Here is a 21,962-nt window from a genome sequence, read left to right on the forward strand (position 1 = left end):
TATTTATTTTTTTTGAAGAAAAAAGCCTTTCGGTATCTGAAAGGCTTTTTTAATTTCAATATTTAAACAAGTTCTACGCTTTAATTAGCGTTTGTTCTGGCATTGCTATTTTTACTCTAAATCCTTTATCGGGTGCAGTTTCAAGATCAAAAGTTCCATTAAAGGCTAAAATACGGTTTGCCATGTTTTGAAGACCATTTTTTACAATAGTGCTTTTTTCGCAGCCAACACCATTATCCATATAATTGATTAAGATTGATTTTTGATCGCTCTCAAATTTAATTACCACAAGATTTGCCTGACTGTGTTTTTTCATATTTACCATTAATTCCTGCAAAATACGGCTGATAGTAATTTTTTTCATTTCATCAATAGCTTCCCAGTTTATCTGCTCTAAATTGGTAACCATAATATTTCTTTCGGCTGTGTTATAAGCTGAAAGCATTTCTTTTATAGTTTTGGTGAAATTTATTCCAGTATCGATACTGTTGTTTTCTCTTGAAATTCCTCTTACACGTCCGTAAATGTCATCTAGTTTTTGAAGCAGATTTTCTTTTGTGTTTTCTGTACTTAAAGTTTGCGATTCGGCAAAAGCAATTACCTGAAACACATCGTTTGCCAATTCATCATGAATTTTTTTAGCAATTCTGGTTTCGGTATCATAAGAAGTTTTTAATTCTATAGACTTGTTTTTATTTTTATAATAGCGAATTAAAATTGCTATTAAAATAACCAAGAAAACAAAGACAATTACAAATACAATACGGATGTAACTTGCTCTTTGCAACGATAATTGATTTTCAGCTTTTTCTAAACGAAGCTTTTCGTTTTCGTCTTTTTCTTTTTTCGAATCGTATTTAATTTTAGCGAACTTATTTTTAAAGTTGTTTCTAACCTTAATAATACTATCGTTTAACGTAAAATATTTTTGCACATATTTGGTGTCTTGCGCGCTGTTGTTATTTGAAATTAAAATTTGAAGCGCTTCCAATCTTTCGTCAACACTATTTAGTTTAGTTGATATATTATATGCTTTTAAGGCATTTTCATCTGATTTTTGAAGGTCTTTTTTTGAATAATAATCAGCAAGGTGAAGATAGCTTTCGATGCTTCCATAAGTATCTTCATTTTCAATTCTTACCTGAAGTCCTTTTTTCATTAAATCAAATCCTTTTTCTTCATTTCCTTTCTTAAAATAGGCGTAACCTAAATTATCCATTATTAAGGACTTTTTATATCCTTGAGTTTTATGTTGTAATGATTTTATTTTTAGAAGAGATTCTAAAAGGGTGACTGCGTTATTATATTTTTTTTGTTGGATATAAACAGCTGCAATATTATTTAATGGATTTAGTTTATCGAGAGGATCTGCATAATCATCAGCTGACTTTTTATAATAAAATATGGCATCATTATAAAGAGAAAGTTCTTTATCGGCGATACCTAATATATTGTTTATAGCAGCTATATATGCTTTATTTTTTTCAACATATGGCAATGCTTCGGTTACGGTTTCTTTACTTCCATAATAGTCTCCATTAATTTGCTGAATAGAGGCCATTTGAATAAGTGTGTATGCAATGTTGGTACTGTCTTTTAAGGTTTCAAAAAAAGCTTTTGATTTATTAAATTCAAAAAAAGCAGTGTTTAAGTTTTGTTTTTGAAAATTTTCATCTGCTTTCGTTCGTAAGCGAGTAGCTTCTTTCTGTCTAGCTTTTTTATGGGGATTAGCTGTCTTTTTTTCATTACAGGAAAAAAGCAAAAGAAATAGGATTAAATAAAAAATCGGGGACCGTAACATATAAATTTACTTTCCCCGAAAATAGTAATTAATTGCGTATTAAAAATATATTTATTTAGTAGGTGGTTTTACAGGAGGTTTTGTATCTCCCATGTCATCACCAGGGCCCCCGTCAGCTTGTAACTTTTCGATTTTGATTTCTTTTTTCTTTGTTGTCTGAATCTCGCTTTCATCAGAAGTACAAGAAAAAACAGAAAATAATGACGTAAAAGCCATAAAAAGTAATAGTTTTAAGTATTATACGTTTTGTAAAAGTAGTTTTTTAAATATTAAACTTGTTAAAAAAATAATAGAAATTAGAATTTTTTTAAGTTTTGGAAACTGAAATAATTTTGGATTAATTAAAATAAAAAATTCGGGGATCGTAACATATAAATTTACTTTCCCCGAAAACAGTAATTGATTCCATACTAAAAATATATTTATGGAGTTGGTGGTTTTATTGGAGGAGTTTTTCCATCACCAGGACCACCGTCATCAGCTTTTAATTTATCGATTGGTTTTTCGATTTTTTTCGTTGGCTGAGTTTCGTACTCATCAGGAGTACAAGAAAATATGGTAAAAAGTATCGCAATAGCGAACAATAGTGTAAATTTTTTCATTTTGATTTAATTTAGAAATTAGACATAGGTGTGGCTGTCCGGAATGATCCAGAGTTTGTTTTGGCGACACCAAATTGTTTTAAGGGAAGTAGTTGTGTAGAACTGTAAGACGTAATTTATACTTCCCGAATAAATTCGGTCTTACGGTTTTTCACAAGGTTAATTAGAACTAGTTTTACATATTGTTTTAGTCTGCAGACAAAACTTGAACTAATTTCTGATGCAAAGGAAAGGCGCTTTGAGGCCTTTGTACATAAGGGATTCCCGGAATTCCTGCGTTTTCCCGAGATTCCTGAGAATTCCCGAAAAAACAAATAGATAAAGCTTGTTTTGGTTGTTAAATGTTATTGAAGCTGAAACTAATCTCTATTATAATAGATGCAAAAAGTCCGTCAGAAGTTGGTTTCAAATCATTAAAAAATGTAGAATTGAAACAAAAATTGAAATTGTGAGTAAAGATTGAATAGAAGAAGTAGAAACTAATGGCATATAAAAAATGATTTTGGTGAATACGAGACATGAAGAATCAAAAGAAGTTCCAGAAAAGGAAATCTTTAGATTTGATTTAAAGGTTTATTTTCTGTAAAAAGGTTCAGAAAACAAATCCTTACAAAATAATTAAGATTGAAAATGGAGCGTTTGTCCAGATATTTTGTGCCTTGTTAGATTTGGCAAAAAAATAAGATCAGATAGAAAAACATTTTGAAAAATAAAATGTTCAAAGCGGTAAAAAGAATAAATTTTTGAAGGGTAATTTTGGCTTTTAAAAAGTTGGTTTTTCGGCATATATTTACTGTTATTTATACTATAAAGATAAGAAAAAAAATCCGACAAACCTAATGTTTATCAATAAATTAGCTGTTTTTTTTTATCTTTTTTTTAGTCTCTAAATTATTGGTTTTAAAGACTATAAAACTTCCCTTTTTCGGTTTAGTAATTTGTAATAAATTATCTATATTTATAAAAGATTAAAAGAGATTATTTAGTTCTATTAACGATTCGTTTAAAAGTATTTTTTATGAAAAAGCTTCTCATTTTAGGAATTATTTTATGCACTTTTGGCTGTAAAAAATATGTAGTATCATTTGAACAGCCAACCAATATGAAATTGGACAATTTAAAACTGGAAGTATTTCTAGATAAAAAGAAAATTCAAGATCTTAATTTGAAAGCAACAAATGCATTGCCGACGTATGAAACATTAGCTTTGTCAACATCAGACGACGGAAAGCATCTATTTGAGGTTAAAACAAAAGATACAACCTTTAGCTTTGCTGTAAATTATCCTGAGGAAAGATATATTCTTGTTACAGCGCATTTAAAAGAGAATGGTAAGGTTCATGTTGGAATTTTAAAACAGCCGTATAAATTTAGGTTGCAGTAATAAGCTGTTTGTATTTCGAACAAAAAAGCCTTTCACAAGTTAATTGTAAAAGGCTTTGTTTATTTTAAGTGTTTAGTTTAAGATAAAAAATCTTTAAACCATAATCCTGAATTTTTAATGGTTCTTTTCTGTGTTTCGAAATCCACATGAATAAGTCCAAATCTGGCATTGTAACCTTCCGCCCATTCAAAGTTATCAGTCAGACTCCAGACAAAATAGCCATCTACATTTACGCCATCTTTTTTTGCCTTTAAAATCTGTTCTAAGTTATCTTGAATAAAGTGCGTTCTTTTTATATCATGAACTTTTCCATTTTTTACAATGTCTGGAAAAGCAGCACCATTTTCGGTTATAATAATCTTTTTAATGCCTTCATATTCATTAAACTTTTTAAGAACATGATACATGGCAGGCGGATAAACTTCCCAACCCATATCGGTTGCGATTACATTCCGCTTTTCGGCACTAACTAATTCTGCACCAATATAAGGCGTGAGCATAGACGATTTTACAACTTCTCTGGTGTAACATTGCAGACCTATAAAGTCAAAATCAAAAGCCAGATTATTCAGATCGTCAGGAGCAATATAGTTATTCAGTTTTTTTAGAACCGGAAGATCTTTCTGCGGATAACCCAAACCTAAAATCGGTTCGATAAAAGTTCTATTTAATAGCGTGTCGACACGTTTTGCGGCTTCAATATCTTTTGCGCTTTCTGTTGCAGGTTCAATATGCGTGCACGAAAAAGTCGTTCCGATATTGGCATTCAGAATGCGTTCACGAATTATTTTGGCACCAGCGGTAGTTGCAAGAGTTACATGATGCATGGCTTTTAAATAATTAGTGATGCCTTTTCGGCCTGGAGCATGAATACCTAAAAAGTAGCCTGCACCTGTAAAAACAGACGGTTCGTTGATTACCATCCAGTTTTTTACTCGATCACCAAAATGTTGCACACAAACTTCTACATAATCGGTAAACCAAGCAACCGATTCGCGGTTGGTCCAGCCTCCTTTAACTTCGAGAGCATGAGGCAAATCCCAATGATAAAGTGTAATCCAGGGTTCTATTCCAGATGCGAGCAACGAATCTATAATTTTGTTGTAGTAATCTATTCCTGCTTGATTTATAGGATGAATTCCTGTTGGCATAATTCTAGGCCAGCTGATTGAAAATCTAAAATTCGGAATATTTAATTCGTTTATTAGATTGATATCGTCCTGATAAGTATTGTAGAAATCGCAGGCAGTTAGGGCATGATGTCCGTTTTTTATTTTTCCTTTTTGAGAAGTAAAAACATCCCAAATAGAAGAACCTTTTCCGTCTGAATCATGAGCACCTTCAATTTGGAAAGCGGCGGTTGATACACCCCACAAGAAATTTTCACCAAATTGGTTTTTGTTCAAAAATGAGCTTTCAATTTTATTCATTCAATCTGTACTTTCCTTTATTTAAAATGGTTTATTAATGTAGGAAAGAAGATTGCATTGCTCTTAAGAAAAGCCATTCTTTGAATGATACTAGAAAATTTAGGTTGAATAATTTCATAACGATTAGTTTTATTTCAAATTACCGAAACTAATGTGAAATTATTGTAAAGTGATTATTATCAAATGATTAAATAAACAAAGAAAGAAAGAAGAAGGCTAATCTTCCCATCCGCAAATTGTAAGTCCGTATCCTTGAGCTTGTTTTAGCGATGTTTTTACCACTCCATGTTTACATGCGCTTAAGCCACGGCATTTTTCATTGTAATGATACTTTTTGGCACCTGTAGAGCCACAGATAAACACGTTGGTTTCTATTGTGCAAAATGAAGTTGCAAAAACAAAAATTAAAAATAAAATATATTTCATTAGCTGATTTTATTTGACAATTAGATTGTATTCATTTCCTCTGTTATCAAGCGCTTTTAATTTTCCTTGCGAAATCCATTCGGTTTTAATTTCTATTTCAGAAATGCTGTCTTTTAAGATTCCTGCGCCGTATTTTCCTTCTGTATTGATGTTGCCAAAAACCGAATCACCATTTATCTTTATTCCTTTTACATCATAATTATATTCATAATGTCCAGGATTTCCAGTTCTGTATTCGTATTTATAAGTGGTATTTACATGATAGGTTTTGGCTTCTTCAGGTGTAATGATTTTTCGGTCGTCAGCTTCAATGACAGTTTTGTAAAATGAATTTATCTGTGATGGAGGAGGAGCCGATGCTTTCCTGCAGGAATAAAACGTAAATAATAAAAGTAAGATGAGGTAGTTTTTTTGCATAGGCGTTTGGGGTATTGAGTTTGTATACAGTATGCGATAAATCTAATTAGAATTAAGATCTTTGTTATGAGTACTTATACGTGATTTTATTCGGTTTCATAAAGTGCCACTGTATCTAACAATTCTTTCTCAAATTGATAAATATCGTCTATCGATGAAATAGCAATTTTAGATTCGTTTTTATTATCATTAAAAAGGCTTATGTATTTTTTACTGCCATTTAGATGAAGCCTGCATAAAGGTTTACGATTGTTGTCGTCTAGTAAGATTCCAAAATAAGATTGTGTGTCACGATGGACAATGCGACTTGTTGGCAATTTTCGGCGTAAAATGGCTACGACTATACGATAAGCTTCAAGTTCTTCTTCGGTAGTATTAATTTTATTATCGTCTTCGATTATTGTCATTTCTTCATCTTGCTGTTTAATCGTTTCTTTGGTTAGAGCAGCATTTAATCGATCGTTGATTTTATCATTAATAAATTGACTAACTGATTTCTGAACCAAATCTTTAAATTCATCTACCACTTTTTCAGTCAATCTTCCAGTATATATTTTGCTTGCAAATAGCTTTGTAAAATCGTTTGAAGGACTTTCTAATTCGGCATTTATCAGCTTCTTTATTTCTTTAATATATTTTAACGAACTAGCATTACTAACAATATTGTTTACATCAAAATTGGCTTTGTGAAATTTTGCAATTTCATTGATTGTGTTTTCTTTTAAATTGCAGATATCGAACTCTAAAAATGGTTTTTCATCCATTTTATTCTGGTCGTCTAAATCGGTAAAAAACTGATAATTGATTCCGTTTGTTAAAAGAGCAAATCGGGTTTTAGTAACGTGGAAATAGCGAAACAACTGCGAATTATGAACCGTAAGCTTTTCTTTCCAGCTTTTGCATTCAACAATTATAATAGGTTCACCATTTTGAAAAATAGCATAATCTACTTTTTCTCCTTTTTTAAGTCCCAAATCTGCTGTAAATTCTGGAACCACTTCTAAAGGATTAAAAGCATCGTAACCCAAAATGTGTATAAATGGCAGTACAAAAGCATGTTTTGTAGATTCTTCTGTTTCAATTTTACTTTTTAGCTGATTAATTTTATCCGCTAATGATTTTAGTTGAATATTCATTTCCATTGGTTTGTAGTTTAAAATAATAATCCAAAAGTAAAACCGATTAAAATCAGTGTATTATGGAAATCCGTAATGAAGCAAAATTTTAAAAAGAAATTTTTTAGGGATGTATTTAAACGGAAAAAAGAGGACAATAAGGTTCCTCTTTAAACGCATAGGTTTTGTTTTTTATTCTTTTTCTAAAATGAAATCCTTTATGATTTTGTCCATGTTAGAAGGGAGATCGGCATTTTTAATTTCGAAATGTTTTATCTGCATTTCAGAAAGCCATTTAGTCCAATATGCTTTTATGACTTTTTCTTCAAATGGGTTATTTTTATTCGGATTTATTCCTAAAACTAAAACCTCCAGATTCGATAAATCTGCATTGATTTTAATGAAACCGAAATTTTCTTTATCGATTTTTTTTTGCCAATCGTTATTATTTAAACCATTCTGTTTAATCAGTTGAGGTGTTAAATAAGTAGATAAATTTGCGTCCTTAATTTGTGTTCCATCATAAAATATATATCCATCAGTCAAAATAACCACAATATTTCTGTAACCTTTATCCATACACTGATCTTGTATTTTACTGTCGAAAAAATTCCAAATGTCTGAACCAATATATTTATCGTCTTTGATTGCCGATTCATAAATTGCAGCAGTTTTTGAAGAATAAGTCTCATTTATGGAATTCAATAATTTTTTAGATGCATTGTCTTTGTCGACCGCAATTCGTAATTCTTTAGAAATAGAATTAATTTCAGAATTTTCTGGTTCAGGATTAAAGAATAATTGCATTTTGTCATCAATCTGCCTCATTCTTTTTGATTTTAAATGCTGTGTAAAAGCTTCAGAAACAGATTTGATATATCCTAAATCTCTTTGATAGATTTCCATAGTTGAATTTGGATTTTTTTTAAGACTTATTCGATCCGATAAATCGATTAGTATACTAATATTATAGTTTTCTGAAACGGAGCTTTTAACTGTTGTTTCTTTTTCTTCTTTCTTAGTATCTTCTTTGCAAGAAAAAAATAAGAGTAATACTAAGGATATTGAAATTGTGAGTAAAGTTTTTTTCATCTTAATTAATTTTAGAATATATCAAGTGTTGAAAATCAGGATCAACTAAATTTAATCTTCCAAGATGTTCTTCAGATAAATTTTCACAGTTTTCAAGTAATTCTACTTTTTCCTTATGAGGTAAAGCAATTTCAGTATTTATAGCTTGAAACCATCCTTCTTTATATTGATGGTGATAGTGTAAATACTCTTTTACAGGAAAAACAAAGCCATCAATTTTGGCTTGCAATTCTGATATTTTTCCGTTAATAGTAACGATCTGCTGTTTAAAGTCATTGATTTTGTTACTATAATCGGATTTAAGTTTTTCCAGATTAAGTAAATTTTCTTTTTTGCCTCTAATGAAAGCTCTTATTTTATCAATGTTTTCGAATTCCTTCATAACAAAATCAAATACAAGTCCCCAAATTATATACACCACAAAACCAGCAAAAATGATCATCCAGAATTCTGGTTCGCCAAGTGCTATGTTTAAGTTGTATGGAGAAGATTCGGTTGTTTTATTAAACTCGTATATTTTTTTCTCAATGATGTAAGCCAGAAGAGAATCGAATAAAAATGTAATAGCAAAAAGAGAAATGAGTCTAAAAATATTTTTGATTCCTTTTCCTTTTTGCACCATATGAATAACATAACCTAATCCCATAAAAACAAACGGAATTGTAACAACCAAAACTCCTTCGAGCCAGCTCGCTTTAAAAGCATTAGTAAACGCATCGGCATCAAAAATTGCTGCTGTTAAACTGTCATTAGAAAATTCTTTAAAAAAAGCAGAATAAGATGCTGAAATATAAAATACTAGAACATAAAGTGTAATTGGTAACAAAAGAATCAGACCAATATAAAATTGTGCTTTTAAACCTTTTCCTTCCTCGATCCCGTATTTGTCTGGATTGCGTTTTACCTCTATAATCTCGTTTTTAATTTGGTCGATATTATCATTGATATCTTGTTCTTTTTTCTCATAAATACCAATTGCAGTTTCAGATTTTTTAAGTTCGGTTCTATTTTTTTCCTGCTCTTCGCGATAAGGTTGTTTCAGTCTGTCTTGTTCCATTTTTTGTTTTCTGCATTGATCTTCAAAACTCATATATAAATTTTGCAGACAAGCCTTTAAAACAATTGGTTTTCCGGTTGCTTTGACAGAAGCGGCGAAACCGCTTTGATAATACGTAATTCTAATTTGTTCTACGTCTTCTTCGTTTTCTTCTACAACTTTAAAAGAAGAATCCTCTGTTTTTTTTAAACTAAATAATTGGGAAAGTGGTTTCATAACTTAAGTGTTTAGTTGACTAATAATTTCTTCTTTACTAATGTTTTTCTGAACACAATCAATAAGATAATCAGATAAATCATTAATATTTTCTTCTAAGAAGTCGAATTTTCGACAGTATTTTTTCAGCATATTCAATTCGTCATCTGTAATTTTTTCATCAGCCCAGATAATTCTGGTAAAATCGTACAGATATTCAATTTTGGTATTTAAAGCTTCGGGAACTATGAATTCTGTGTTCACTGGATTTTGAAAAAGCTTATCAAGTTCTTCTTTAGGAATTCCTCTTTCGTCTGCAAAGTGATACAGCATTTGAAGTTCTAATACATCAAATTGATCATCTGATAATGCCATTTGATATAATCTTAAAAAATGGCTTTTTAGTTCTAGTGTTATCATGGTTACTATTTTTATTTTAAAGATTCACATGCTTTTCCATCTCCGTCTGCATCTAGGTTTTTGTAACATTTTCTGTTGCTGTCATAAGTGGCTTGTGCTTGTGCTTGAGTTGAAAAATCTCCACACGTTTTTGTTGGACAATTTGAATTTGATCCCGATCCTGAGTTTGAATTTTCTACTGAATCTGATGATTCTGAACAGGAAATTATTGTAGTAAAAGCAATAAATAGTAAGGTCAATATTACGCAGCCATTGTTTTTATTAGAATAATATTTAGATCTATTATTGGTATAATGTCCTTGAACATAAGTTCCATCTTTTCTGTAATATCCTTTTCGATATCCCATAATTATAAATGTTTAATTGTATAAATTAAAAATGTAAAAAGTCCACTAAAGACAAATAAAACAAGGCAACCATTGTTTTGATATCTAACACCTGGTATTCCCGTTTTTGTAGAATAGCCACTTTTACTAAATGTGCCCATTTTAGTTCTAACAGTTGGAGAAATTCCAGATTTGCTAATATTTAAACCAAATCCTCCTCCAAGTTTTATTCTTTTTTGAAATCGAAAGCCCATGATTTTTAGGTTTAATTAATTAAATTTTGTTTGTTACTCAGAAACTTCTTTTGACAATAACCTTTAAATCATGTCGATCGAAGTCAGACACATTACTTTCTTTTTTTATAATGGTTTTTGGTACTCGAATTTTTATATTTTCCTCCTTTATGAGAACTACCTTTTCCTCCTTTGTAATGACCACTCTGAGCTTCAATGCTTCCTCCTAGAACTAAGAAGAATAAACTAAATAAAACGACTAATTTTTTCATGTTTTTACTTTTAAATTATTTAATAATCCAAAAGTAAACTCAATCAAAACCAGAATTTTACGGAAATCCATAATCTATAATTTTAAGAAATAAAAAAAGCCCCCGAAGGAGCTTTTAAAATGAGGTAAAAGGAATTTAAATAATCCCCATATCTTTTACGATCGAAACTAAATGAATCGTATTGTTGGCTTTAAAAAAGTCCTTAAGTTTAGACAGTCTTTTCTCCATAGCACTTTTGCTATTTGGTTTGACATTCGAGCTTTTAAAAATCTCAATAATTTCATCTTGAGAAGTTCCTGCAGATAAGTATTTTAAGATTTTAATATCGACATCATCAATTTCAAAATTGCTTTTTTCCTGCAATGCCATAGCAACTTCAGGAGAAATAAATTTTTGATCTGAAATCGAAATTAAATTAATAGCTTTTTTTAACTCGTCAATACTATTTAAACCTTTCAAAACAAAAGCATCAATATCTGCATTTTCAAAAAGAGATTTAATGCGGTAACTTTTATCTTCTACAGAATAAGCAATAATTTTAATATTAGGCTGCAACTCACGCACTTTTTGAATAAGTTCATCTCCATTAGAAATTTCAGACTTGCGATGGTCTGTTTTAAATGAAAGATCACTTATTAACAAATCGTAAGGCTCATTTTTCTGAATGGCAGCGCGAACTTTTAGAAACGCTTCATCACAAAATTTAGAATGCTGAAAATCTATAATATTTAAATCTTTTAAAACTTGTTGAATTCCTAAATTCATTGCATCAAGATCTTCGGCTATTATCACTTTTTTAAACATAGGCTTTTATTTAGGCATTGTTATTTTTACTTTAAAACCTTTATCAGGTTCAGTTTCAAAAGTAATAGTTCCTTTTATAGCCGAAATACGGTTTTCCATATTTTGTAAACCATTTTTTATAATTTTTGTTTTTTCGCAGCCTTTTCCGTTGTCTGAATAGTTTATAAAAATTGTATTTGCACTATTTTCGAACTTTACAACAACAACAGAAGCTTCACTATGCTTTTTCATGTTGACCATTAATTCTTGCAAGATTCGTTGAATTGTAATTTTTTTTAAATCTTCAATTAATTCCCAATTTACCTTTTCTATGCTATTAATAAGAACATTTGTTTTGTTGCTGTTATAAGTAGAAAGCATGTCTTTTAAATTATTAGAATAATTTATACCAGTATCAATATCATTATTTTCTCTTGAGATACCTCGAACTCTAGCATAAATTTGATCTAGTTTTTGAAGTAAGGTATCTTTGTTATGGTCAGCTATCAGGGATTGAGTTTGGGTAAATGTAATTGTATTAAAAACATCATTTGCTAATTCGTCATGAATGTCTTTGGCAATTCGTGTTTCGGTATCGTAAGCAGTTTTTATTTTTTCTATTCGATTTCTGTTTTCGTATCTTTTTCTCAAATATATTAGCAATAAAAAAAGACCCACTATACCAATTGTGAAAAATATTCTTTGGTATTGTGCTTTTTGAAGAGCTAATTCATTTTCTGCCTTTTCTAAACGGAGTTTCTGGTTTTCGTCTTTTTCTTTTTTAGAATCGTATTTAATTTTTGCAAATTTGTTTTTAAAGTTGTTTCTAATATTGATAATACTATCATTAATCGAAATATAATTTTGAGCGTATTGAGTTCCTGCATTATTAGAAATGGATAAAGAAAGTGCTTTTAAACGTTCGTCGACACTATTAGATTTTGTTGCCAGTTCATAGGCTTTTTGCGCATATTCGTTTGACTTTTGAATATTGGTTTTTGAATAAAACTCGGCAAGATGAAGATAACTTCCAATGCTTCCATATTCATCACTAATTTTTATTCTCAAGTTTAAACCTTCATTTAAAAAGTGAATTCCTTTTTCAGGCATTCCTTTTTTAAAATAAGCAAAGCCGAGATTATCCAGAGCCCTTCCTTTTATGTTTTCAGAAGTTTGGCTTTGAGATAGAATGGATTCTAAAATTTCAATTGCCTTATCATATTTTTTTTGCCGAATATGAATTACTGCAATATTGTTTAGGGGAGATAATTTTGAGATATCATCATCAGAATCCTTAATAGCTTCATTATAATAAAAAAGAGCATCATTATAAAGAGAAAGTTCTTTATCGGCAATTCCGAAAGAATTATTGATTGCGGCGCTGTAAATGTTTTTCTTTTTAATGTATTGGAGCGCCTCTGTTAATGTTTCCTTACTTCCATAATAATCTCCGTTTATTTGCTGAATAGAAGCCATTTGGATTAGATTGTAAACAATGTTGGCACTATCCTTCGCAGTTTCAAATGCTATTTTAGATTTATTGAAATTGTAAAAAGCAGTATTATAATTTTTATTTTGAAAGTTTAATTCTCCTTTATCTCTTAGAGATATAGCTTCTTTTATTATTTCTTTAGCATCTAAGTCTATTTTTGCTTTTTCTGTACAAGAAATTAGCGCTGCCAAAATAAGAAAATAAAAAAATGGGGATCGTAGCATAAGAGTTACTTTCCCCGAAAATAATAATTATTTATAAATTAAGATACTTAAATTAAGGATTTTTAATTGGTGGTTTTGGAACCACAATTTGGCCATCGTCTGGGCCATCAGCCTTTAATTGATTAATATCTTTTTTAATTTCAGTTTTGCCATCAGCTGTTTCGAATTCTTCAGCAGTGCAAGAAAATAATGTAAGTGAAAGTAGCGCGCACGCTCCCAATAAATATAAAGTTTTCATCGTGTTTAGGATTAAAAAATTAAACATGGGTATTGCTGCCTAGATCTTTTCCAGGTTGTTTTTTAAATGGCAATACCAAATTTTGCTTGGGAAGTGAAGTGCGTACGACAGTAAGATTTTCATCTATACTTCCCGGAATAGAATCCGCCTTACGGTTTTCCGCACTTTGTAATTGAACTAGTTTTGTACATTTGTTTTTGACCTGCAGATCAAAACATTAACTAATTTTGTTGAGGCAAAGTTATATGGGGTTTTGAGCTGTATTTATATGGATTTCCGGGATTTCCGATTTAGTTTTCGGCAATCCCTAAAATTCCTTTAAAATCCTTAAAATGACCAAAAAAAATAGAGCCTATGTATAACAATACTTTAGAAGATTTATATAAAAAAGCCGTTAAAGAGAAATACGAAGAAGCAAAAAACGGTGATGATTTTTTTTTCTTGAATGCTCCAACAAGAGGAAAACTGAATAAGTTATGTTGGGAAAAATTCACGAATAATAATATGCATTCAAATGATTTGAATGTTTTTAATTCTCTTCTTGGAATTTCCTTTGATATTAATTCACAGAAAAAATTTAAGAAAGAAACTAATCCTTTTCGACCAATTGAAAATTTTTTTAAAGGAGAAACAGATCCAGATAAAATCGAAGTTGTCGATATGGCTGCAATTTTAGTAGATTTTCAGCCAAGACCTTTTAATAAGTTTAGAAAACAAATTGATGATGAGGACTTGGAAATTTATAATGAGTTAAAGAATAATACCAAGCCTAATGTAGAAATAGATCTCGGTAATTTAATTGATGAGGTTGAAGAAGAATTTACAGATTCAGAAATAGATATTGATAATAAAGAACCTGATCAAATTCAAAGTGAAGAATTAGAATCAGTTCAAGGTGAAGAACTAAAAAAGACTCGAACTGCTATATCAACTTTTGTTAAAATGGATAATAAACCAAAATCTAATAAATTAAAATATTTAGCAATCGGAGCTGTTCTCTTCGGGTTAGGTTTAATCATTTATTTAACCTTGTCACAAAAAGATTGTATACAATGGTCTGGCGACCATTATGAAGAGGTAAGTTGTGATTTGAAAATACAAGGAATAGGAACATTTAATTCACCAGAACCTTATGATGAAAGAATTATAAATCTTCGAAGAATTAAGGTTTGTGATACATCTACCTTTTTTAAAAATGAGAAAGCGGTTGTTTGGTATGCCAAGGTGGGAGAAAAGGTTGAGTTTTTTAATACACATGGGAATCACCCTGAAAATGGAAAAGCTTTAAAACCTGTAACGAAGTATATTATTGATAAATATGTGAGAAAATAAAATTAAAATGCGATTTATGTAATATAATCCTAAAATCATGGAAATTTCTGTAAGATTATACATTTAATTTAGCAGTATTAAAATTAATAACAATAAAACAAGAAATCTACCATGAAAAATAAAGCAATTTTATTAGGACTATTAAGCATCGGTTTTTTTGCAACATCTTGCAGCAGTGATGACAATGAAGGAGAAACAATTGTTCCTTTACAAGGGAAATATAATCTAAGACAAACGGGATCAATTGTTGGCGGACAAGAAGTTTTAGTTGATGCAGCAGCTAATCAAGCTGGTTGTTCTACTGACTATTTAGATCTAAGATTGAGTAATGCAGCAGTTTACGGAGATTATAATGGAAGCAATTGTGCTTTAGTTGAAACTACGGGAACTTACGTAAGATCTCATAACGATTTAACGTTAACTATTAATGGTGTTACTACAACTAGTGATATCATGAATTTGACAAACAAAGAATTAAAATTAAAAGACAAAACAACTGGTTTTATTACAGTTTACAGTAGATAAGAAATTTGTTTTGAGATAATTTCAATGTGCTTTGAAATTGAAAAACGGAAACACTTTAAAGTAGTTTCCGTTTTTTTTATACATTTTTTTTAATTGAAATTTAATTCACCGGAATATAGATATCAAAGGAAGCGCCTTGATTTAGGACGCCCGAAGCAGTTATAATTCCGTTATGGTTTTCTACAATTTTTTTTACAATTGCCAGTCCAATTCCCGTTCCGTTGTAGCGGTCTCTTCCGTGCAGACGCTGGAACACTTCGAATATTTTTTTATCGTACTGAGATTCAAAACCAATTCCGTTATCTGAAACCTGAATATGACAGTATTTTTTAGTCGGAATCAATTTTTCGTTGTTGAATTCTTCTGCTAATGCGATTTCGCTTTTAATTTTAATTACAATCGGAATATTAGGATTAGAAAATTTTAGCGAATTACTAATTAAATTGTACAATAGTTGTTTGAACTGAAAAGGAATAATATCGACTTGAGAAGTTTTCTCTATCTCAATCACAGCATTTTTTTGCTCTAATTCTTCAGTTAAATCCTCTTTTACTTCTTTTATAATTTGACGAAGATCGGTTTTGACAAAAACTCGTTCTTGAATATTGGTTCTAGAATATGCTAGTAAATCATTAATTAAAGTTTGCATTCGCTGTGCGGCGTTCTGCATTCTTCTAAATTTATCTTTTCCGTTTTCAGATAAACTTTCCGATTCTTTATCCATAATCTGCGAGGCGAAAGTCTGTATTTTTCGAAGCGGTTCTTGTAAATCATGACTAGAAATATAAGCAAAGGACTGAAGTTCTTTGTTCATTTCTTCTAGTTCATTGTTTTTCTGTTCCAGTTCCAACGCATTCATTTTTAGTTTATCATCTACCTTTTTTCTTTCGGTCAGATCATGCGTTACCTTCGAGAAACCAATAATTTCATCTTGTTTATTATGAATTGCCGTAATTACGATATTTGCCCAAAATAGACTTCCATCTTTTCGAGTACGCCAGCCTTCATGAACCACTTTTCCGTTTTCTATTGCGAGCTGTAAAAGTTTTTCAGGAAGTTTACTTTTCTGATCTTCTTTAGTGTAAAAAATAGAAAAATATTTTCCGACAATTTCATCTGCTTTATAGCCCTTTATTTTTTCAGCTCCAGCATTCCAATTTTCAATAATTCCATGTGCACTAAGGTATAAAATGGCGTATTCCTGAACTTCTTCAACCATTAAGTGGTAACGTTCTTCGCTTTTTCTAAGCGATTCGTTCATCTGAATTAATTCTCTCGTTCTTGCTGTAACCTGTTGTTCAAGCTCATGAGTAAAAGCCTTTTCGGTATGAATATCGGTAAAAGCCCCAACCCATTTTATAATTTTATAGTCTGGACCCAAAACTGGTTCGCCAATTACGGTATGCCATCTGTATGTACCATCTTTTCTATGCATTCTGACATCACAACGATACATTTCTCCAGTAGAAAGTGCATGCTTCCAGACTTTTACATTTTCTTCAAAATCATCAGGATGAATCATTGCTTCCCAAGAACCTTCATGACCAGGTTCGATTCCGGTATATTCAAACCATTTTCCTGAGGTAAATAAAGAGTTGCCTTCCGCATCGGTTTCCCAGATTAACTGTGGAATACTTTCTGTGAGAGAACGGAATCTTTTTTCGCTTTCTTCTATTTTTTTTCTCGCTTCCACTTTTTCCGTAACATCAATCAGCGTCATTCTGATTCCAGAGATCGAATTATCGCTTTCGCGGAGTGGTGCAAATTCAAAATCGACATAAAATTGATCTTGGTGATTTTCATTTTTAATAAAAAGCAAAGATTCAGCTTCAGCATAAACTTCACCAGATTCATATACTTTTTTTAATAATTTGCCGTATTTCTGTTTTTTAAGTTCAGGAAAGATTTTTAAAAGATTTTTTCCTTCTACTTCTGTTTGCTGTTTTTTCCAGATATTTTCTAAAAGAACAAAATTGGCCATTTCTATGACAAAATCATTTCCTCTCAAAATGGCTTTCGGAACAGGAGACTGCATGATGAGGTTTCTCAATTTTTTCTCGCTCTCTTCAATTTTCTGCTGGTATCTTTTCTCGGCTGTAATATCTCTAATCGTTCCAATTAGTTTTTCAGGTTCGTTATTTTCATCATAAAACACCTTTCCTTTTCCTTCTATCCAATGAATCGACTGATCTTTCCAGATGACACGAACTTCATAGTTTAAAATACCAGTGTTTAAGGCATCTTTAAAACCTTTGTTTCTAACATTCATATCGTCTGGATGAAGATGTGCCAACAATTCTTCATGAGTTAAAGTAACTTCTTCGGTATATCCGCCAATAATTTCGAGATATCTTTGTGAATAAAATGGGGCTCTAGTTTTAACATTCAGCTCCCAAGTTCCTAATTCACTGGCTTCAACAACAATTTTAAGACGATCTTCGTTGAGTTCGATTTTTTTACGGGCTTCTACTTTTTCACTAACTTCTGTAACAGTGACAATGATTCCCGTAATTTCACCATTCTCTTCTCTTAAGGGATGATAAAGAAAATCAAAATACCAAATTCCTTGTTTTCCATGCCTGTTTAGTGGAATAGGCATTTCATTTCCGTGATAAGGAATTCCAGTTGTAAATACATCGTCTAAGAGGTTGCTCACTGCATCTTTTACTTCGGGTAACGAATCAAATAATGGTCTGCCTACAAATGCATGTCCTTCTCGATCCACAAGTTTAAGATAAGCTTCATTGGCCATTTCGACAATATATTCTGGTCCGCGAAGAATCGTGATTCCAACAGGAGCTTGACGAACTGTATCTCGGAAACGTTTATCACTTTCTTCGATTTTTTGTTTGGCTAAATATAAATCGGTAATTTCTACAGCGGTATTCATAACGGCATAAACCTTACCGTTTAAATCATACAAAGGTGTAAAGCTGTAATTGAAATAGAAGGGTTGCAATACATTATCTATCAAAATATCAACACGAGAGTTTCTAGAATGATAGGATTGCCCAGTTTCAAATACAGTAGCAACTTGTTCAAAAATAGATTGATTTTGTAATTCTGGCAGGATTTCTTTGTACGTTTTCCCTATTACATCCGAGCCTTTTCTCCAAATATTTATAATTGATTCGTTGGCGAGTTCAATGCGCATTTCTTTTCCAACATAAACTGCGATTGGAAAAGGAGCATTTTCTACCAATTGTCTTATTTTCTGCTCACTTTCTTCGACTTTAGAACGTGCCAAAACCTGAGCGGTAACTTCGGTCGCAATTGCAGCAACACCAGAAATTGTTCCGTCGGGTTCTCGTAAAGCTTCATAAACGAAGTTGATATAGGTGTTTTCGGTTTTTCCGTTGCGATGCAATTGAACAAATATTTCGTCGGTAGTAATTTTTTTTCCGTCGGTATAAATGTTCTGTAGAATTTCGCCAAGACCTTGTTTTTTAAGTTCTGGTAAAACTTTAAAGATAGGCTGATTGATAATGTTTTCTGCCTTAGTTTCCCAAAGCTGCATCATTTGTTCATTGGCCATTTCAACAATATGGTTTTCACCTCTAAAAATGCACATGGCTACAGGAGCCTGCATAATGTTGTTGACAAATCGAGCATTACTTTCCTGCAATGCATCGGCAACAATTTTCTTTTCTGTGGTTTCGATTACGGTTACTAAAATACCGCCAACCGAACCATCTTCTATTTTTATGGGACTGTATGAAAAATCGAAATAACAATCTTCTGTGTAACCATTACGATGAAGCGGAACTTTAAAATCAGGAAAACTAACGGCTTTTCCTTTCATAACATCGGCAAACATAGGACCAATCTGATCCCAGATTTCGCCAAATGTTTTTTGAGAACTTCCACCTAGAGCTTCTGGATGTTTTGTAGCACCCAAAATTGGACGAAAAGCATCATTGTACAATTGTGTATAATTGTTTCCCCACGCAATATACATTCCAAATGGATTGCTAAGCATCATAGCCGTCATAGTCTTGAGGCTTTGAGGCCATTTCTCAGGATCACCCAAAGGTGTTTTGCTCCAGTCTTCGGAACGAATTAATCTGCCCATTTCTCCTCCTTCGGACAGAAAATAATGTTCCTTTTTATTGCGGTTCATCCAAAGAAGATTTAGGGTTGGAGTATGAAATTTGCTCTTTCGGGCTGTTTGAAATTATTTTCAGATGCTATTTTTAATGCTTTTTCAATAACTGTTTTTAGTTTAGAAAATTCTCCAGGCTTCCGAATATAGTAAGTAGCTCCTTTTTGGTATAAGTTATTTACAATTTCGTTGTCTAGTGAGGTCGAAAAGATAATAATAGGAAGATTTTTCCAGTCTTTATTTTCTTTAATTTCCGTTAAACATTCTATACCGTTTTTACGAGGCATATTCAAATCAAGAAAAATGACATCGGGAAAATTTTCCAAGCCATTCTTTTCTAAATAATTCATCAATTGTACCCCATCATGCACTGTAAAAAGTTCAGCTTTGATTGTTGTTTCGCTGAGAGCTTCTCTAAAGAAATCGCAATCATCTTCATCATCATCTGCTAATAAAAGATTGTAATGCTTTGTAATCATTTTTTAGTCTCCTAAAATTAACTGTTGTTTTTTATCTTGATAAATTTAACATTTTTATATAAAACTTTCCTTATTTTAGGAATAATGTTTTTTAATCTATAAAGGAAAAAGAACAAAAACAGCTTTTTTTCCTTATAAAAAACAATTTTGTTTCAAGTTTAGCGTTTTTATAATTCACGAAGAATTTGTTTTTTTACTTTATTCTAATCTTTAGAATATCTTTTTTTGATGGGATTAAAATGTCTGAATCCCTTTTAAAATCTCACTTTTCAATTTTATTTTTTTTAATTTTTGTGTATACCTTATCCACAAAGTGTGAAATAATTATACACTATTTTTTGGTCTCTTTTTCTTAAATGCCTCTAGAACAGCTTAGAACTGTATTGGCACGACGCTTGCAAATTGTGTTAATGTCAAAATCTTTGATATATCTGTTTTTTAATTTTTCTCCCCATACGAGTTTCAAATTAATTACAAGAAGAAGATTTTAATAAAAGCCAAATTAAAAGAAATTAAAAAGGAGTATAAGCATGGAAAGCGAAACAATCATCTCAAAACAATTTTACTCGAACGGTAGTTCGGTAATAAGCGAAAAAGCATTAACTGGTTCTATTTTTGGAACTAAAGAAAAAACACAAAAAATACACGTAGAAAGACCAAAAAGTTCAATTGGATTAGCAGTTATCATTGCAACATTCTTTTTGATGATTGCAGGAGTCTGTTCAGTATTCTTGCTACAAGATGATTTTGAACAATTTCATTTCGAAAGAGTAGCCTCAACTTGGGGATTGCCATTTCTAATCATTACAACATTATTGTTCTTCTATCAAACAGGAGTTTTCTTGTACAGCTCTTATTTGTATTTAAAATATAAGCCAATCGAATCTGTATCGGATGAATTGTTGCCAACATGTACAATCATCGTTCCAGCTTACAATGAAGGAAAACTGGTTTGGGATACTTTGTTAAGTCTTGCAGATAGTGATTATCCAGCAGAAAAATTACAGCTTTTGGCTATTGATGATGGTAGTAAAGATGATACTTGGTACTGGATGCAAGAAGCTAAAGCAAAATTAGGAGATCGTGTAACGATTTTCCAACAGCCAAAAAACCAAGGAAAACGTCAAGCCTTGTACAGAGGATTCAAATTAGGAACTGGAGAAATTTTTGTAACGGTAGATAGTGATTCTATCGTGAAAAAAGATACTTTAAGAAACTTAGTTAGTCCGTTTGTAGTAAACGAAAAATGTGGTGCAGTTGCTGGAAACGTTCAAGTTTTAAACAACAAATCGGCTATTTTACCAAAAATGTTGAATGTAAGTTTTGTAATGAGTTTCGAATTTCAACGTTCTGCAGAAAGTCAATTGGGTTCTGTATTATGTACGCCAGGAGCTTTGGCAGCTTACAAAAGAGATGCAGTTTTTAACTGTCTTCCAGAATGGATCAACCAAACTTTTATGGGTGAACCGTCAGATATTGGAGAAGATCGTGCTTTGACAAATATGATTTTGAAACAAGGTTTTGAAGTTAGATTTCAAAGAAATGCAGTCGTATTGACAAATGTTCCTGAAGAATACAAAGGATTATACAAAATGTTCATTAGATGGGCGAGAAGTAATGTTCGTGAAAACTTAATGATGGCAAAATATGTTTTTACCGATTTTAGAAAAGAGTCAAAATTTGGTCCAAGAATGTTATTCTTAAACCAGTTCTTTAAAATCGCAATGACATACCCATTTATCTTATTTATGTTCTACTTTATTGCTGTACACCCAGTATTATTTTTAAGTTCTACATTTTTAGGAATCTTAATTTTCTCAAGTTTCTCTATGATCTTTTACGCAAAAAGATACAACTTGTCTGAGTCTTTCTGGGCTTATTCTTATAGTGTTTTCTACACTTTCAGTTTATTCTGGATTGCGCCTTACGCGATAGCGACAGCTAACAAAAAAGGATGGTTGACAAGAGGATTATAAAATTTGTACACTATTCATTCTATATAAAAAACTCCGTAAAG

Annotated in this window: 22 protein-coding genes; 4 read left to right on the forward strand and 18 right to left on the reverse strand. The window is 31.3% G+C overall.

Going from position 1 to position 21,962, the window contains the following annotated elements:
- Window positions 1–73 precede the first annotated feature (73 nt).
- The 3 genes from LL966_RS01085 to LL966_RS01095 form a co-directional block, all read right to left on the reverse strand.
- Window positions 74–1,762 (reverse strand): tetratricopeptide repeat-containing sensor histidine kinase, encoded by a 1,689-nt coding sequence (locus LL966_RS01085; RefSeq protein ID WP_317207115.1) that lies wholly within the window; start codon window positions 1,760–1,762, stop codon window positions 74–76.
- A gap of 90 nt (window positions 1,763–1,852) precedes the next feature.
- Window positions 1,853–2,017 carry a hypothetical protein gene (locus LL966_RS01090; protein WP_229349371.1) on the reverse strand — a complete coding sequence of 55 codons (165 nt, stop codon included), beginning with the start codon at window positions 2,015–2,017 and terminating at the stop codon, window positions 1,853–1,855.
- A gap of 206 nt (window positions 2,018–2,223) precedes the next feature.
- Window positions 2,224–2,403 carry a hypothetical protein gene (locus LL966_RS01095; RefSeq protein WP_229349373.1) on the reverse strand — a complete coding sequence of 60 codons (180 nt, stop codon included), beginning with the start codon at window positions 2,401–2,403 and terminating at the stop codon, window positions 2,224–2,226.
- A gap of 1,018 nt (window positions 2,404–3,421) precedes the next feature.
- Between LL966_RS01095 and LL966_RS01100 the strand changes: the two genes are divergently transcribed.
- Window positions 3,422–3,787, forward strand: a complete 366-nt coding sequence (locus tag LL966_RS01100) for a hypothetical protein (RefSeq protein ID WP_229349375.1) — start codon at window positions 3,422–3,424, stop codon at window positions 3,785–3,787.
- A 77-nt stretch (window positions 3,788–3,864) separates the two neighbouring features.
- Here the strand turns inward: LL966_RS01100 and LL966_RS01105 are convergent, their stop codons facing one another.
- The 13 genes from LL966_RS01105 to LL966_RS01160 all read right to left on the reverse strand — a co-directional run bounded on the left by LL966_RS01105 (window position 3,865) and on the right by LL966_RS01160 (window position 13,507).
- Window positions 3,865–5,217, reverse strand: a complete 1,353-nt coding sequence (locus LL966_RS01105; protein WP_229349377.1) for a GH1 family beta-glucosidase — start codon at window positions 5,215–5,217, stop codon at window positions 3,865–3,867.
- A gap of 216 nt (window positions 5,218–5,433) precedes the next feature.
- Window positions 5,434–5,643 carry a hypothetical protein gene (locus LL966_RS01110; RefSeq protein ID WP_229349379.1) on the reverse strand — a complete coding sequence of 70 codons (210 nt, stop codon included), beginning with the start codon at window positions 5,641–5,643 and terminating at the stop codon, window positions 5,434–5,436.
- Window positions 5,644–5,652: 9 nt separating this feature from the next.
- Entirely contained in the window at window positions 5,653–6,060 is a 408-nt protein-coding gene (locus LL966_RS01115; protein ID WP_229349381.1) for a hypothetical protein, read from the reverse strand.
- 86 nt (window positions 6,061–6,146) lie between these two features.
- Window positions 6,147–7,202: a type I restriction endonuclease gene (locus LL966_RS01120; RefSeq protein ID WP_229349383.1), complete on the reverse strand. Its 1,056-nt coding sequence runs from the start codon at window positions 7,200–7,202 to the stop codon at window positions 6,147–6,149.
- Window positions 7,203–7,367: 165 nt separating this feature from the next.
- Window positions 7,368–8,267, reverse strand: a complete 900-nt coding sequence (locus LL966_RS01125) for a hypothetical protein (RefSeq protein ID WP_229349385.1) — start codon at window positions 8,265–8,267, stop codon at window positions 7,368–7,370.
- A gap of 1 nt (window position 8,268) precedes the next feature.
- A complete protein-coding gene (locus tag LL966_RS01130; RefSeq protein WP_229349386.1) occupies window positions 8,269–9,540 on the reverse strand; it encodes an ABC transporter permease in 1,272 nt (423 codons plus the stop codon).
- Between the two features lie 3 nt (window positions 9,541–9,543).
- A complete protein-coding gene (locus tag LL966_RS01135) occupies window positions 9,544–9,939 on the reverse strand; it encodes a hypothetical protein (protein WP_229349388.1) in 396 nt (131 codons plus the stop codon).
- 11 nt (window positions 9,940–9,950) lie between these two features.
- A complete protein-coding gene (locus LL966_RS01140; RefSeq protein WP_229349390.1) occupies window positions 9,951–10,286 on the reverse strand; it encodes an excalibur calcium-binding domain-containing protein in 336 nt (111 codons plus the stop codon).
- A 2-nt stretch (window positions 10,287–10,288) separates the two neighbouring features.
- The gene (locus LL966_RS22815; protein ID WP_344758178.1) at window positions 10,289–10,519 is read right to left on the reverse strand and encodes a DUF4236 domain-containing protein; all 231 of its coding nucleotides are present in this window, start codon (window positions 10,517–10,519) and stop codon (window positions 10,289–10,291) included.
- A 92-nt stretch (window positions 10,520–10,611) separates the two neighbouring features.
- Entirely contained in the window at window positions 10,612–10,770 is a 159-nt protein-coding gene (locus LL966_RS01145) for a hypothetical protein (RefSeq protein ID WP_229349391.1), read from the reverse strand.
- A 135-nt stretch (window positions 10,771–10,905) separates the two neighbouring features.
- A complete protein-coding gene (locus LL966_RS01150; RefSeq protein ID WP_229349393.1) occupies window positions 10,906–11,574 on the reverse strand; it encodes a response regulator in 669 nt (222 codons plus the stop codon).
- A 6-nt stretch (window positions 11,575–11,580) separates the two neighbouring features.
- Entirely contained in the window at window positions 11,581–13,236 is a 1,656-nt protein-coding gene (locus tag LL966_RS01155) for a tetratricopeptide repeat-containing sensor histidine kinase (RefSeq protein WP_317207116.1), read from the reverse strand.
- Window positions 13,237–13,321: 85 nt separating this feature from the next.
- Window positions 13,322–13,507, reverse strand: coding sequence for a hypothetical protein (locus LL966_RS01160; protein WP_229349397.1), 186 nt, complete (start codon window positions 13,505–13,507; stop codon window positions 13,322–13,324).
- Window positions 13,508–13,861: 354 nt separating this feature from the next.
- Here LL966_RS01160 and LL966_RS01165 point away from each other — a divergent pair, with 354 nt between their 5' ends.
- Window positions 13,862–14,839 (forward strand): hypothetical protein, encoded by a 978-nt coding sequence (locus tag LL966_RS01165; protein ID WP_229349399.1) that lies wholly within the window; start codon window positions 13,862–13,864, stop codon window positions 14,837–14,839.
- A 111-nt stretch (window positions 14,840–14,950) separates the two neighbouring features.
- Complete coding sequence (locus LL966_RS01170) at window positions 14,951–15,364, forward strand: lipocalin-like domain-containing protein (RefSeq protein WP_229349401.1); 414 nt, start codon at window positions 14,951–14,953, stop codon at window positions 15,362–15,364.
- Between the two features lie 100 nt (window positions 15,365–15,464).
- Here the strand turns inward: LL966_RS01170 and LL966_RS01175 are convergent, their stop codons facing one another.
- Both LL966_RS01175 and LL966_RS01180 read right to left on the reverse strand, forming a co-directional pair.
- Window positions 15,465–19,484, reverse strand: coding sequence for a PAS domain S-box protein (locus tag LL966_RS01175; RefSeq protein ID WP_229349403.1), 4,020 nt, complete (start codon window positions 19,482–19,484; stop codon window positions 15,465–15,467).
- An 11-nt stretch (window positions 19,485–19,495) separates the two neighbouring features.
- The gene (locus LL966_RS01180; RefSeq protein WP_229349405.1) at window positions 19,496–19,945 is read right to left on the reverse strand and encodes a response regulator; all 450 of its coding nucleotides are present in this window, start codon (window positions 19,943–19,945) and stop codon (window positions 19,496–19,498) included.
- Between the two features lie 530 nt (window positions 19,946–20,475).
- Between LL966_RS01180 and LL966_RS01185 the strand changes: the two genes are divergently transcribed.
- Window positions 20,476–21,921, forward strand: a complete 1,446-nt coding sequence (locus LL966_RS01185) for a glycosyltransferase (protein WP_229349407.1) — start codon at window positions 20,476–20,478, stop codon at window positions 21,919–21,921.
- Window positions 21,922–21,962 lie beyond the last annotated feature (41 nt).

Origin of the sequence: Flavobacterium chungbukense (assembly GCF_020805785.1) — a bacterium.
GTDB classification, from domain to species: Bacteria; Bacteroidota; Bacteroidia; order Flavobacteriales; family Flavobacteriaceae; genus Flavobacterium; species Flavobacterium chungbukense.